This window comes from Bacillus sp. FJAT-29814 (genome assembly GCF_001510715.1).
Taxonomy (GTDB): domain Bacteria; phylum Bacillota; class Bacilli; order Bacillales; family Cytobacillaceae; genus Neobacillus.
The window spans coordinates 653272-668074 of sequence record NZ_LMTJ01000001.1 but is presented as its reverse complement, the minus strand read 5'-3'; the positions used below and the strand labels follow the sequence as shown (position 1 = coordinate 668074).

The 14803-nt window shown below is 41.5% G+C and carries 12 protein-coding genes and 1 pseudogene; 6 read left to right on the top strand and 7 right to left on the bottom strand.

Annotation, left to right across the window (positions count from 1 at the left end):
• The first annotated feature begins 26 nt into the window (after nucleotides 1-26).
• The 3 genes from AR334_RS03140 (at nucleotide 27) to AR334_RS03130 (ending at nucleotide 1063) form a co-directional block, all read left to right on the top strand.
• The gene (locus AR334_RS03140; protein WP_066304799.1) at nucleotides 27-278 is read left to right on the top strand and encodes a DUF2533 family protein; all 252 of its coding nucleotides are present in this window, start codon (nucleotides 27-29) and stop codon (nucleotides 276-278) included.
• Nucleotides 279-407: 129 nt separating this feature from the next.
• Nucleotides 408-680, top strand: a complete 273-nt coding sequence (locus AR334_RS03135) for a ferritin family protein (RefSeq protein WP_066304796.1) — start codon at nucleotides 408-410, stop codon at nucleotides 678-680.
• 26 nt (nucleotides 681-706) lie between these two features.
• Nucleotides 707-1063, top strand: coding sequence for a spore coat protein (locus AR334_RS03130; RefSeq protein ID WP_066304793.1), 357 nt, complete (start codon nucleotides 707-709; stop codon nucleotides 1061-1063).
• 446 nt (nucleotides 1064-1509) lie between these two features.
• On the opposite strand, the gene AR334_RS03125 is transcribed toward AR334_RS03130, so the two are convergent.
• From AR334_RS03125 to AR334_RS03115, 3 genes are all read right to left on the bottom strand, one after another.
• Entirely contained in the window at nucleotides 1510-2421 is a 912-nt protein-coding gene (locus tag AR334_RS03125) for a hypothetical protein (RefSeq protein WP_066304790.1), read from the bottom strand.
• Nucleotides 2405-2938, bottom strand: coding sequence for an RNA polymerase sigma factor (locus AR334_RS03120; RefSeq protein ID WP_066304787.1), 534 nt, complete (start codon nucleotides 2936-2938; stop codon nucleotides 2405-2407). The genes AR334_RS03125 and AR334_RS03120 overlap by 17 nt, the downstream gene beginning before the upstream one ends.
• A gap of 150 nt (nucleotides 2939-3088) precedes the next feature.
• Entirely contained in the window at nucleotides 3089-5065 is a 1977-nt protein-coding gene (locus tag AR334_RS03115; protein ID WP_066304782.1) for an LTA synthase family protein, read from the bottom strand.
• Between the two features lie 248 nt (nucleotides 5066-5313).
• Between AR334_RS03115 and AR334_RS03110 the strand changes: the two genes are divergently transcribed.
• The 3 genes from AR334_RS03110 to AR334_RS03100 all read left to right on the top strand — a co-directional run bounded on the left by AR334_RS03110 (nucleotide 5314) and on the right by AR334_RS03100 (nucleotide 8804).
• A complete protein-coding gene (locus AR334_RS03110) occupies nucleotides 5314-5985 on the top strand; it encodes a helix-turn-helix domain-containing protein (protein WP_066304780.1) in 672 nt (223 codons plus the stop codon).
• Between the two features lie 196 nt (nucleotides 5986-6181).
• Nucleotides 6182-7381, top strand: a complete 1200-nt coding sequence (locus AR334_RS03105; protein WP_066304779.1) for an iron-containing alcohol dehydrogenase — start codon at nucleotides 6182-6184, stop codon at nucleotides 7379-7381.
• A gap of 52 nt (nucleotides 7382-7433) precedes the next feature.
• Nucleotides 7434-8804 (top strand): aldehyde dehydrogenase, encoded by a 1371-nt coding sequence (locus tag AR334_RS03100; RefSeq protein WP_066305232.1) that lies wholly within the window; start codon nucleotides 7434-7436, stop codon nucleotides 8802-8804.
• 62 nt (nucleotides 8805-8866) lie between these two features.
• Here the strand turns inward: AR334_RS03100 and AR334_RS03095 are convergent.
• The 4 genes and pseudogenes from AR334_RS03095 to AR334_RS03080 form a co-directional block, all read right to left on the bottom strand.
• Nucleotides 8867-11467 (bottom strand): annotated as a pseudogene (locus tag AR334_RS03095) (cytochrome P450); the annotation flags it as partial.
• 7 nt (nucleotides 11468-11474) lie between these two features.
• Nucleotides 11475-12050: a TetR/AcrR family transcriptional regulator gene (locus AR334_RS03090; RefSeq protein WP_172799140.1), complete on the bottom strand. Its 576-nt coding sequence runs from the start codon at nucleotides 12048-12050 to the stop codon at nucleotides 11475-11477.
• A 241-nt stretch (nucleotides 12051-12291) separates the two neighbouring features.
• Nucleotides 12292-13260: an NAD(P)-dependent alcohol dehydrogenase gene (locus AR334_RS03085; RefSeq protein WP_066304772.1), complete on the bottom strand. Its 969-nt coding sequence runs from the start codon at nucleotides 13258-13260 to the stop codon at nucleotides 12292-12294.
• Nucleotides 13261-13416: 156 nt separating this feature from the next.
• Complete coding sequence (locus AR334_RS03080) at nucleotides 13417-14643, bottom strand: CapA family protein (RefSeq protein WP_066304770.1); 1227 nt, start codon at nucleotides 14641-14643, stop codon at nucleotides 13417-13419.
• Nucleotides 14644-14803: the final 160 nt, after the last annotated feature.

The window sequence follows — 14803 nt, the reverse complement described above, 5'->3', positions numbered from 1 at the left end:
AACATCGATTGTTAGGAGTGAAGCACATGAGTGTACATAAAGATTTAATTAACCACGCGGCAAATCAGAATAAATTGTACCAGGAATTTTTGGCTTTAGATCAACAGCGTGAATTATATATCGAAGAGGCAGTGGAATTATGCAAACAAGGAAAACTTTTTACCACTGATAAAATAAATGAAGTGACTAATAGAATGAATAAGATCAACCTAAGGATTACCTCTATCAGAAAAAACGTAACTGTAGAAATGGTTCAGGATTATGTAAAAACCTTATAAGTTTATAAAAGTTCACCTTATTGAATTTTAAGGTGAATTTTTTATGCTCCTCCCTCTTTTCTCACATATAAAGAACCAGTTTTGTTCAATCTAAGATTGAATGAATTCAAATATGAAAGGAGTTTTCCTATGCAAATGAATCAAGCACCAATGACTACTCCCCCGCCCGCTGTAACAACCAAGGATTTGATGTACCTAAAGGACGCGATGTCCTGGGAGCTGATGGCATTTAAGAAGTTTCATTTTATGGCTGAGCATGCCGAAAACCCGCAGATAAAGCAAGCACTTGATAAAGCAGGCAGAATGCATCAGGATCACTATAATCGCCTTTTGAATCATCTGCAGGTTGATAATCAATCAGTGTTAGCCAATATGCCTAACACACAACAGCAAACTCATTAATTGATTATGAAATGGAGGTAATTGTAATGCAAAATCAGCAAAACCAGCAGCAATCGCAGAGTCAGAATAAGATTGCGAATCCGCAAACTGGCCAATTGCCAAAGGTTAAGACTCCGGAGATGAATGATCGTGACTTTCTAAATGATGGTTTGAGTACTTGCAAGTATATCACCGACAGTTTAAATATTGCCGTTCGTGAAGCTAGCTATAGTCAACTTCATTCAGACTTGCTGCAGATGTTGAACGAGACGCATCAAAGCACGCGTGAGATGTTCGAGGTTATGTTCCAAAACGGCTGGTACAAACTTGAGGCCGCCGAACAGCAAAAAATTGACCAAGCGCATCAGCAGTTTAGCAATTATTCCAGCCAGTTCCCATATTGATTTTGAAAAAGCGAAAGAGTAACTCGTTTTGAAGAGCTACTCTTTTTTTTGTTATTATATCAACGTTAGAGCTTTATTCTTCCCGTAAACATGAAATTTCAAGTGGAATGGGTAAAATAAAGCCGTTATTTTTACCGTCGGCCAGGATTTTCAAGTGGAGCGGGTAAAATGAAGATGGTATTTTTACCGATGGCCTAAATTTTCGAACGCAACGGGTAAAAAGAAGCCGTTATTTTTCCTGTAGACACGGAGTTTCAATCGCAACTGGTAAAAAGATGGCGTTATTTTTACCGCCAGCTAGGATTTTCGAACGTAACGGGCAAAATGAATTTGTTATTTTTCCCGTCAGCGCGGTTTTTCCAGTACAACGGGTAAAAAAAGCGGTTATTTTTACCATAAACAACAATTTTAAGATAAGACGGTGAAAATAAATCGAATTCTATTCATTACTCCTCCTGGTTCGGATAGGAAAATTCATAGGTCAATTTATTCCCATCTAAAGTGATGCTAACGATCTCATTGCCATCCTTGGATACAATTGTATTTGAGTTCCCGGTACCGGAATCTTTCTTTACATATAAAGCACCCTCAAGGATTTTTTTCAAGTAATTGTCGTAGGCAGAAAACGATGCTCCTTCCCAGCGATACACCTCTTTATGAGAAGTAATCGAAATTGGTTTTAAATCAATCGGGAATGGAAGTGTACCGTAACCATGTGCAACGTATAACGGTTCAGAGTGAATAGATGGCTCTTTCCCTTTGAGCTCCAAGGTGGCCATTGCCCAAAATATTTCGGAATATTGAAGTGTTGGATAATCAAACGTAAATTGAAGCCAGTTCTTGTCTTCGTCTTCGATCGGAATATAAAAATAATATCTTAGTGCAACATCCATCTTCACATGTTCAATATACATTGTCATCTTGTAAGGGAAATTCTCCAGTTCTCGCTCTACAAACATTGATTTACTATGAACAAACTGACTTTTTTCTTCTTCTGTTAAAATCGATACGGTTCCAAAAGGTACTGAATTGTCTTTCCGGAATAATTCTAGATGATCTCCTGTATTTTGACTTTTAACATCCTCCAGCTTCCAGCTAAAAAACTCATGATCAAGACTGTAATGGACAGCGTTCTGTGGATGGGGATTATTTCCCATAACCATATAAAGAAAAGAGCTAAATACAACTAACAAGGAAGCAACTGCCAGAAAACCTTTCCAACCCAAAAAAGCCATCCTCCGTTTGCTTTGTCCATTTTGAATTGAATGCAGAACCCGCCCCTTTACAGCGGCTTTTTGGGAGTCTGTTGATCCAATTTCCCTCAGCATTTTCCACTGTTCATCAAAATGTCGATTCAATCCCGCGCCCTCCTTCCGGCACATTCATTTTCCGAAGAGCCAGCAAGGCCCTGGATAACGTCTTTCGAACCTTGCTCTCTGACCAATTCAAAATTTCAGCAATTTCCTTGTTAGTGCACTCCTCAATTTTACTAAGCGTAATGACCAACCGATAGTTCGGTCTCAGGCTTTGAATGTTTTGCAATTGCTGAAGCACCATATCCCTGTTCTCTATCGCTTGCTCAACATCAATGGAAGACGGTATTTCCTCAGATAACCTAAGTGCGGAAAACAACCGTTTTCGCTTTCGTTTCCGGATTTCGTCGAGAACCAAATATTTAGCAATCCCAAACAGCCAGGTTTTTACAGACGATCTGTTTTCAAAACGGTCCATTGACGTGAATGCGCGAACAAAGGTATCGTGAACCAAATCTTCACAGCATTGCCGATCGCCAATCATAAAGAAAATAAACCGGTAAATATCATCATAATAAAGTTCGTACCACTCCATTACGAGCCTTTTCCTGTCATTATTCAACCTCTCCCTCACCTGCTTTCTCCTTCTTTATCCAATCAGTCGTAGTTAATGAAAATTTGTGACACTAAAAATAAAATAAGTTTTAATATTGCTTCTCCTAATATTGACTTTTTCCTCTTTTAAGCAAAAAAAAGCCACCGAAGGAAAACCCTAAGGCAGCTTTTTATTCTTTTCTTTAGAAGCATCATCTGTGTTTATACTATAGTCAAACTTCTTACGGTCCACTGGTGTAAAGCCGTCAGGAGTATAGAAACGCAATAAGTCGCCATTTACCACTTTATCGGAAAGGGCTAGTTTATTTTCAACTGATTCGGCGAGTTGCTTAGCCTCCTCCAGTTGATCTTCCTCTAATACCATTCCAGTAACTGAGTTGTAGAACTTGCCGCCAACAGACGTAACCGTCGGGCTGACAAAATTGCCATTTCGGAATGGGATGACCTCGTCATGTTGTTCCGATAATAAATCTGTACCGAATTGGATATACTCTTTTGAGTCAATGCCCAATAGGTGAAGAAGTGTCGGAAGCACGTCAATTTGTCCGCCATATTCGTGATTAATTCCGCCTTCCATGCCAGGGACACGGATGAAAAATGGCACGCGCTGCAAGCCAGCACTTTCAAATGGCGTAATTTCTTTTCCAAGCACTTGTGCCATCGCTTTATTATGATTTTCGGATATTCCGTAATGGTCACCATACATAATAATAATGGAGTTGTCGTATAGACCGGATTGCTTCAAGTAATCAAAGAATTCCTTTAACGCCTCGTCTGCATAACGGGCCGTCTGGAAATAGTTATCGACTGATTTATCCCCTGTTACGTGTGGACCAATCGTTGCTAACTCTTGATCCATACTATATGGGAAGTGGTTCGATACCGGGATAAATTTTGTATAGAACGGCTGTGGCAATGTCTCCAGCTTCTCAAACGACTGCTGATAAAACGGTTTGTCCATTAGTCCGTATTCAGCCAGACTGTTTGGGTCTAGGTCTAAATCGTAAAATTTATCATCAAAGAAATGGTTATAGCCAAATGATTTATAAATCTCATTACGGTTCCAGAAGCTTCCGGAGTTCCCGTGGAACACTGCCGATGTGTAGCCCTGTTGGCCTAAAATCGCCGGGGCTGCCTGGTATGTGTTCATGCCTTTTGTAGTAAAAGCGGCACCTTGCGGCAGGCCGTACAATGAATTTTCCAAAATGAATTCAGCATCGGCTGTTTTCCCTTGTGCAGTTTGATGGAAAAAGTTATCAAAATACATCGTGTTCGGATCTTTGGTTAAGGAATTTAAAAACGGTGTTACCTCTTCCCCATTTAAATTGTAGTTTATGAGAAAGTTTTGCATTGATTCAAGGTGCAGATAAATCACGTTCATTCCTTTTGCAGCCCCGAAATATTTCGGGTTTGGCGCAGCATAGTTAGAAGTAGTGAAGTTCTCAACTTCTGTTATATCATCGCTATCAGCCATAACGCGTTGTGCCGATGCTTTCGTGCTTTTTACAGCATCATAAATTTGGTAGTTGTACATGCCCAAATATTTTACAATGTAGTTGCGGTCAAATCCACGTGTCAATAACTGTGGCCGATCTGTTTCCGCTAACGAAAGATTTAAACATGAAATCGCCAGTGACATCGAGAATAACGCAGCCACTTTTGGACGGCTCATGTTTTTTGCCTCGATTTTTACAACTCGGAAAACAAGCAAGGCAATTAACAGCAGCGTGTCAACAAAGAACAGGAAATCATATGGCTTCATTAATGTGATTACACTGCCACTGACATCGCCGAAGTTTTGTGTTTGAGTCAAAGTCGGCAATGTGATGAAATCATTAAAGAATCGGTAATACAAAATATTGGCATATAAAAGGAAAGATAATAGAAAATCTAACACAATCAGCCAAATGTATTTCTTTCTTCCCTTAAATAAGGCAGAAAAACCGAGAAAGATTAACGCCGAACCTAAAGGGTTCATAAACAACAAGATTTTTTGCAGCGGGTTTTCAATACCCAAGTCAAATTGCGTTAATTGAGCAAAGTAAGTTTTCAGCCATAACAGCAATACGGCGAAAAAGAAAAAGCCAATATATTTATTGAAAATACGTTGACTCACTCGTCGTAAGGTATTCATGTTTTACACCATCCTTCTAGCAAGTAATGCTATCAATCTATATAGTAAACTTGAATGAAATTAGCATGTTTTTAAGTTTAGCATTTAGATATGAACAATCTATGAACAATTCAAGGCAATGTCTTTACAAAGCCTTAACAATTTATTAACTATACTACTTTTTATAAAAATGTCAAGGTACCTTAAAAGGTGATTCATGATATAATAATTTTTAAAAAATTCATTTAAATTTCGGGGGTGAGAGCTCTGTGTCGATAACCAAAAGAAGACGGGAGTTTTTAGATCATATTTATCGTCAATATAATAAAACCAGCCTTCCAGTTCATTATTCCGAGGTTGCCGAAGCCATCGGGGTCAGCAAATGGACAGCATATGACGTGTTGAAAGAATTGGAAAACCAGGGATTGGTAAAACGAACGTATGCGATGAATGAAAATGAAGCAGGCCGGTCAATGGTGGTATTCTCCCCCACCGAATTGGCTGAAACTTTCTTTCAAAAAGAGCGGCGGGAAATCTCTAATCTTGAAGAATGGAACAACATACATAACCAGGTTATTAAGGCAGTTAAAAATCCACAAAACCTACCGCTACGCGAAGCAATTAATCAAACCATTCATTTAATGAAGGATGTCGAGGTTAAACTTGAGTTTTGTGCTTACTTTTTAAGCATCTTGTTATTGTATTTGAATAGTCTGGGGAAACAAGTGAAAAGTTTGACGGTCAATGTGATCAATGCTTCAAAAGAACCTAAAATCCAGCTGACCGTCTTTGTCGGCGCCGTTGTTGGAATGATTATACAGTCTGTGAGCGATGATTTAAGCCCGGAAATGATCCAGCTCGTCCAGCAATTTTTCAATAATGTTAACCAACTGAATTCGGATGAAATGCAGCTATTAATCGAGTTAATAGAATATTGTTAAGAAGCCAACCGATTGGTTGGCTTTTTGATTTCAGTGCTAGTTTAAAAGCGTTACTACCAATGGAGTATTTTTCAAAATTTTTACTATTTTCTAAATATTTTCTTGACGTCCTTCTGCTATGTAAGGTATATAAGTTATATACATTTTTTGGTCTTTTGGGTATTTTTTAAAACTATAAATAAAGCGAGGTAATGTTATGTACGAGTTGTATTGCAGGACCTACCAAGGAACAATGAAAATGGCCTCCTACGTCCTCCCTTGGCGCGAACCTGTGTTGCTCCAGGGTGAAAACAGCTTGGCGAAACTGCCAAAGCTTATTAAAACTAAGAATCTTGAAAACGTTTTAATTGTAACCGATCAGGGCATTACCTCCATCGGCCTCATGGATAATTTCTTGGAAGGGCTAAAAGCGGAAGGAATAAAGTTTTTCGTGTATGATAAAACCATTCCCAATCCCACTATAGATAATATAGAGGAAGCCTATCAAATATATAAAGCCAACCAATGTCAAGGGATTGTCGCCTTTGGCGGCGGGTCGCCGATGGATTGTGCCAAAGGTGTGGGGGCCCGGGCAGCCAAGCCCAACAAGAGTATCCCCAAAATGAAAGGTGTGTTAAAGGTTTTAAAGAGTATACCGCCTTTATTTGCTATTCCAACAACTGCCGGAACCGGAAGTGAAGCGACTTTGGCTGCCGTCGTTTCCAATAGCCAGACACATGAAAAATATGCGATCATGGACACCTCCCTCATTCCACACTACGCAGTGCTGGATCCGCTGCTGACGATAGGGCTGCCTCCGCACATTACCGCGGCTACCGGTATTGACGCCCTGACACATGCGGTCGAGGCCTATATTGGTAAAAGTAACACAAAAAGTACAACTTGTTGGAGTATTGAGGCGGTTAAGTTAACTTTTGATAATTTATATGAATGCTATGAAAACGGGACAAATGTTACCGCCCGGACGAATATGCAGCGGGCTGCTTACTTGGCTGGTATGGCATTCACTCGTGCCTATGTCGGGTATGTCCATGCGATTGCCCATACCCTCGGCGGCTTTTACTCGGTTCCGCACGGACTTGCAAATGCGATTATCCTCCCTTATGTGCTGGAATACTACGGCGAATCCGTCCATAAGCCATTGGCGGAGCTCGCAGATGTAGTTGGGTTGGGTGTGCCGTCGGATACTGAGGAATTGAAGGCCAAGAAATTCATTGAGGCAGTGAAACAATTAAATAATAAAATGAACATTCCTGAAAAGGTGAGCGGAATAGTCGATAGCGATATCCCGCTTATGGTTGAACGGGCTTTAAAAGAAGCGAACCCGCTTTATCCTGTTCCGAAAATATTATATAAAGACGATTTATTAAAGCTTTATCATATGATAAAGGAGTAGACGTGGGATGACGATCACAAATAATGCCTACACCTTAAGGGAAGGTGACAGTTTGGAAAATTACAGCTATCTTGTGGAAAACCAAAAGGCATTTTTCAAAACCGGTAAACCAAAGGCACTCACCTTTCGGCTCGAAGCCTTAAAAAAGCTAAAATCTGCGATTCAAACCAATGAAAAGAAACTAATGAACGCATTAAAGGCCGATTTAAACAAATCCGATTTCGATGCCTATACGGCGGAAATGGGATTTGTCCTGGCTGAGTTGAGTTTTACGATTAAACATCTGCCATCATGGGTTAAACCGCAGAAGGTGAAAACGCCTATGACCCATATTGGTTCGGCCAGTTATATTTATTCCGAGCCCTATGGCGTGTCACTAATTATCGCACCGTGGAATTACCCGTTCCAATTGGCGATTGCTCCATTAATCGGGGCGATTGCAGCTGGTAACACCGCAATCATTAAGCCATCGGAACTAACGCCGAAAACCTCTGCCCTGTTGGCGGAGCTAATCAAAGGCCTTTATCCTGAAAAGTATATCGCTGTTGTGGAAGGTGCAGTTGAGACAAGTCAGGCACTGCTTAAGGAAAAATTTGATTACATCTTCTTTACCGGCAGTGTTCCGGTTGGCCGGGTCATTATGGAGGCAGCGGCTAAAAATCTGACTCCTGTTACGTTGGAACTGGGTGGCAAAAGCCCTTGTATTGTTCACCATGATGCCAACATTAAATTGGCAGCGAAGCGAATTGCTTGGGGCAAATTCACTAATGCAGGACAAACCTGTATCGCACCTGATTATCTATATTTGCATAAGGGTATTAAAGAAGAATTTTTAAGCCAATTTAAAGACGCGATTAAAGAGTTATACGGAGCCGAACCGTTAAATAATCCAAATTATACTCATATCGTTAGCGAACGGCATTTCAATCGGCTTCAATCCTTCCTGAATAATGGTGAGGTGAACTGTGGCGGAAAAACTGACGCCAAGACTCTGGCCATTGAACCAACTGTCCTAACAGGCATTACTTGGAGCGATCCGATTATGGAGGATGAAATTTTTGGTCCAATATTGCCAGTGATGGAATATGAAAGTCTCGATGAGGTGATAAAGGGTATTCACAACCATCCGAAACCATTGGCACTTTATATTTTTTCGGAACATAATGAGGTGCAGCAGAAGGTTCTTGGCAATGTCTCCTTTGGCGGCGGTTGCGTGAATGACACTGTCTATCACTTTGTCTCGCCGCATCTACCGTTTGGAGGGGTCGGGCCGAGCGGGATTGGTTCCTATCACGGTAAAGGCAGCTTTGATTCTTTTTCCCATAAAAAAAGCGTCTTGAAACAAACAACTTTATTCGATCTCCCGTTCCGCTATCCGAATGTAAAAAACGGACTGAAAAAGATCAAATTGTTCCTTAAGTAAATGAAAAGGTCCTTGAATCGTTCACAGACTCAAGGACCTTTTTCATTTTAACTATTTTCATGTCGGACAAAAATGACGACTTCCTCCCCCGGCTTTTGTTTAGCCAAGTAATCTTCTCCCTCCAGTCTTACCTTGATCCGCTGGTTAACACATTCGGAAATAGGATAATATTTCGGTTTTAGCGATGGTAATAGCTCCAAAAATCGTTCGAATGGAAGCTCACACGCTTCATATTTTTCTAGAAGGTCGACCATTGTCAGCCGCTTTTTCAAAACAGCCTCTTCATAGACTCCCTCAACTAACATGGTTTCCAGTTCCCGCTTATGCGGCGAACAGACGGTGAATGCCGTCAATTCCCGGATTTGTGCTCTTGTTGAAGGTTCGCGCAGCTCCACACTCTGGCTCAGCAGATCAAAAAGGCTTACCGGACGATCCAAGGGAAGATGCGCGGTGCTGTGTCCGCTTGCAGTTAAAATGACATATTCTCGCGCGTCGAGCCCGAACCGCTTGAGAATACGATAAACCTCCGAAGGATTGTTCCATGGGAATACACCTAATGAATCACCTTGTTGATATGCCACACTTTCTGGAAGAGCCATCTCCAGCTCTCGATTGCCATTCCCATAGTCCATATTTTCCAAAACAGCAGCATGTACAGCATCGTATCTGTTTGCCAGCGGCGATCCATTGATGGCACCAACAAACTGAATCCCCAGGGAAGGTCCCTCTTTCACTGAAGTTTTATTGACACTGATGCCAAAAGTTTTAAAGGCATCGGCCAGCATCCGGTTTTTCCAATCCTCAAACTGCTTTTCAAAATCTTCGCTTGCATCGCCCTCGCCGCGGCGTGAAAACCGTATGGCCCCCTTCTTTGCCAGCAATTGATCAATCAATCTTGGAACGTCCTGATAGGTATTGGCCCAATTGCGGTCCCCGCAGCCAAACACCGCGTAATTCACACCAGTTAAACTGCTATTGTCCAGCCTTTCTAGCCATTGGACGAATTGGCGTGCGTTCCGGGGCGGCTTCCCGTTATAGGATGATGTGATGATGATAACAGCGCCTTTGGTCGGCAAATGGCCAAGCCGGTCATTGAGCGGCACTGCCTCGCTCGAAATGCCATGCAGTCGGGCACTGTCCGCCAGTTCCTGGGCAATCCGCTCTGCCGTGCCCATATTGGAACCATATAAGACGAGAAGCGGCCGATTATTGACCCCGGTAAGGGAAATTTGAGGAGCGGTCTGCCCCTTACTTTTTGAAACCTTTGGTTTGGCATCAATCATCAAAGCCATTTTTCTTTCGCGCGGTTTGACGCGGATTTGGAAATTGTCTGGCTTTAACGTCAAGGTTTGCTTGATTTTCAACTGGTAGTTCATATGATCAATTAATTCAAAATGTTGAAGAATCATACCGAGAACCAATGTCGCCTCATGCAGCGCAAACTGCATGCCGATACAGGCCCTCTGGCCATTTCCGAATGGCTTAAAGGCGTCCGCGGGAATTTGAGTCATGTCTTCAAACCGTTCGGGACGGAACTCTTCTGCATCCTCGCCCCAAGCGGCCTTGTCGCGGTGAAGCTTTGGCAGGAGGACCGAGACACTATCATATTTTTTAATTCGGTATTTGCCGCCGATTACCGTGTCTTCCTTTGCAAAAAGAGTGAACTGCGGCGCTGTCGGGTATAACCTTAAGGCCTCGTGCAATATCATTCGAATATATTTTAAATCCAAGACCTGCTGATACGATGGAACTGATGTAGTTATTACCTGATCCACCTCTTCACGGGCCTTCTTGAGGACTTCCGGGTGCTTCAACAGAAGATAAAGCGCAAACGACAATAATCCGCTTGTCGTTTCATGCCCAGCAATCAGGAAGGTGATTATTTGGAAACGGATATTTTCATCATCCAGCCTTTCGCCGGACTGAGGGTCCTTGACATTAAGCATTCGCGCCAGTAAATCCGTCTCTCCCTGGTCACCCCGTTCTTTTCGTTCCGCAATGATTTTGTCTACCAGCGAGAACATTGATTTTATGTCTCGCTCAAACTGGCGTTTCGTCATCAGCATCATCTTCGTTTGGATAGGGAGCCTTGTCGCCTGATGCATTGCTTCATCGAGGGCCCGGACCATGCAGATGATAAATGGATCATGTCTTTCACGATAAAAGCTGTTAAATCGATAGTTAAAACCGCAAAGTCCGATCGTATCCAGCGTCAACCTTGTCATGTCATCGGCGACAGCAATACTTTCATTGGGATTTAATCGGGCCCATTTTTGAATGAGCTGACCGGCAATATCAACCATCATATCGTGGTACCCTCTCATTGCTTGCTGGCTAAAAGCAGGCATCAGGATATTGTGGGCCTTTTGCCAGTTCGGTTCTTTCGTCTTGCTGGTAAAAAGGCCGTCTCCTCCCAGAGCGCGCAGAAAATATAAACCACCAGAAAGGCTTTTGTCAAACCGGGATTCATCACAAACTTCTGCTACCAGTTCATGTCCTGAAACGAAATACATCTTAAAGCCAAAAGCTTCAAAGCGAAATATCGGTCCGTACTCATCGGCAATTTTCCAGAATGACAGGGTTGGGGCATCTTTATCAATTAATGGAATATTTCCAAGTGGCCCAAAGGTTTTCGGCTGGGGAATCGGTATATGCTTTTCCATCCAATCATCACTCCTCCTTTTTTCCTAAAATGCCATATAGCAGGATATCGGCAATCTCATCTGCCATATGCTCTAGCGGCAATTTTTCCGGGATTAATTGTTCTTGTAGTTTTTCAAAGTTAAGGATCGACCATATGGCACTGGTGATCCCAAGTTCATATAGAAGTGATTGGACTGGGGGGATGTCTTCTTGTGCTGTTTTCATCAGCTCTTCCATGCTGTTGTCCTGGGTATAAATTTGTTCCAAGAACATTTTGGCAATCTCCGGATGGTTCGGTGATTCCCGGTAAAGGATGTTAAAGCTGTCTAGGTTGCTGCGAATTAAGTTCACTCTCGCTTTGATGAGCGCTCGAACGGATTCCGAGGGTTTGTTCCGATTGATATCCACTTTGACATAGTCTGTCGGTGTCAGGCATGCCAGAATCATTTCTTTTTTGCTTTTAAAATGCTTATACAGGGCCGCTTCCGAGACCCCGACCCTCCTGGCAATTTCAGCTGTGGTAGTGGCACTATAGCCACGTTCCGCAAATAACTTTCGCGCCTCCTGTATGATTTTCTTTTTTGTACTGATTTGTGTCTGCACCAATATCACATTCTTTCTGGTTAGTGAATACTTACTAACAACTATATAGTCTTCAGAATATTGGGGCAATACTACTTTAGGTGTATTTGCATAGCTCGGAATGGGTTATTATTAAAAAAAACTCTGACATAACAGGAAAATTCGTTGTCTTTTGGAGTATCCACAACTATAAAAACATGTAAAAAAGCAATGCGTTTCGCAAATGAAATCGCATTGCTCTGGGTTAAATATCAATTTAACATTATACAGTAATTATTACTTTGCCTTGAGCGTGACCATCTTGAAAATATTTGAATGCTTCCGTTATTTCATTTAACTTGTACCGTTTATCAATTATTGGTTTTACTTTGCCAGTCTCAAGTAATTCTTTTACATGATTTAAGTCTTGTTGGTTTGCTCTCTGTAACAGGTTACTTATTTTCTTGCGTCCCGTCATCGAAATAAAGGGTCCGAAAAATAATGCTTGAAAAAATTGGGATTCGGAACCTCCTACGTGAACAAAATGCCCATTTGGTTTTAGTGCACGTTTATAAGTTGATATGGAATTAGAACCGTTCACACCAAGAATCAAATCGTAACGTTCTTCATCTAGGGTGAAACCCTCTTTTGTATAATCAATGATATGGTCGGCTCCAATTGAACGCATGATCTCTAAATTTCTTGAACTACATACAGCTGTTACATCAGCACCAAATGATTTGGCAATTTGTACCGCGAAAGTGCCGACACCGCCAGATGCCCCATAAATTAATACCTTTTGTCCCAATTTAATTTTACCTTTATCACGTAATCCCTGTAAGGCAGTTACACCTGCCATAGGAGTTCCAGCAGCTTCCTCGAAGGAGATATTGGTTGGTTTTAAGGCTATAGCATGTTCGGGAACAGCTGCATATTCAGCAAAACCGCCCCAGCCACAACCAGAGAGGTCGCCAAATACTTCATCACCTACTCGAAATAGCTTAACGTCTTTGCCAACAGCTTCAACTGTGCCAGCTATGTCACCTCCTGGAATGGAGTATTTTGGTCTCGTTAGTCCGAAGGCAAAGCGGGCTAAGAAAGGTTTGCCTTTCAAAAGAACCAAGTTACCAAAGTTCAGGGATGCTGTATGAACTTTTACCAATACTTGATTGTCGGTTGGTAAAGGTTTTTTTACCTCTTTTAATTCAAGTACATCGGGTGAACCATATTTATCACAAACTATTGCTTTCATAAAAACTCCCTCCAATTATCTTTAAAAGGATTCTAAAAATAAAATTTCCTTGTCTTCATTTTCTTTAATAGTAACAAGGGGATTAAAACCTTTCATTGACTTAAGTTAAGTTCATGATATTGGTAAGGGAGATTTCTTATATTATCTTTTTTACTATTACTCTGTTTTGACCACTTGCTCCGTTGTGTCGTAGACGAGCCAGTCTGAGCCATTGATCTTATTGGAGGATTCAATGATTTTCTTCTTCACTCGATCGCGTTCTGCTCCCGATAGTATTTTCGGCTGATAGTTATTTCTGTTGGAAACGGACGAAATCGAGAATGGGACCACGGCAATTTCTTTCTTATCAGTCAGTTCTCCATTTTTCAAATGAAAGGTTTGCTGGAATACATAGGTATCCTTGTCACTTGGATTTCTGTTACCGCCAAACATAAAGTTTCCAAGGCTGTACACGATAAACTTGCCATTGTATTCTTCTATTCCCTGGACAACGTGAGGATGGTGACCTAGGACCAAATCGGCACCGCTGTCAATGGTGAAGCGGGCCAATGATTTTTGCGATGCATTGGGTACATACTGCCGTTCAATTCCCCAGTGGTAATGGACCAGGACGATTTGTGCCCCCTGTTCTTTCAGTTGCTTGATTGCCTGCGATACTTGATTCCGGATTTGCGGTGTATCCTGCCAGCCCTCATAGCCCAATGCCCCAATTTTTATTCCTTTTACCTCGGTGATGTACTGATGGTCATAGCCGAAATAACCAATTCCTTGATTTTTTAACGCATCAATTGTATCAGTATAGCCTTTCTCAAGATAGTCGTGAATATGATTATTGGCTAAATTGACTGCTTCAATTCCACCTAATTCAAGGATTTTGGTATAGCTGGGGTCACCTTTAAAACGAAATTTTTTGGTCGCTTTTTGTGTCGCATTGGTCAAGGTCGTCTCCAAATTCACCGTTGTAAGATCATCTTCGGCAAAGATATTGTTCAAGCCCTTAACAAAATAAGGAAGTCCATTTGCTTTTGCCACATTGACAAACGAATCGCTATAGTTAAAAGTTTCATCTGTTCCAAGTGTGAAATCTCCGGCTGCACTTATTTTTATCGTCGTTTCTGTGACCGGTTCCGGTTTTTGCTCTTGTTGTTCCTGTTTTTGATCCGGTTGTTTTTCGGCTTTTGGCTTGGATTTTACCTGATTTATATTATTTTGTTGTTTATCTGCAACCTTTGGCTCAGATTTGTCCGGCTTCATCAAGTATGCCAGCGAAATACTGCCAACGGCCAAAACAAAAATGGCAAGAATGGCAACTCGAACCCAAGTTTTAAGCCTTCTCCGTTCTTTTAACGATCTCGCTCTGCTTTTGTCTTCCTTATTATCCATTACGTCCTTAGACCCCTTTTTTGTATAATCCGAACATCCTAAAATTTTACCATATTTACCAATCATAAAAAAGAAATATGGAAGGACTCCCCAATCAAAATTTTACCATCTCTCGCCTATCTCGTTTTCTGTTAAACTTTTAAATGTAATACAAGATTGG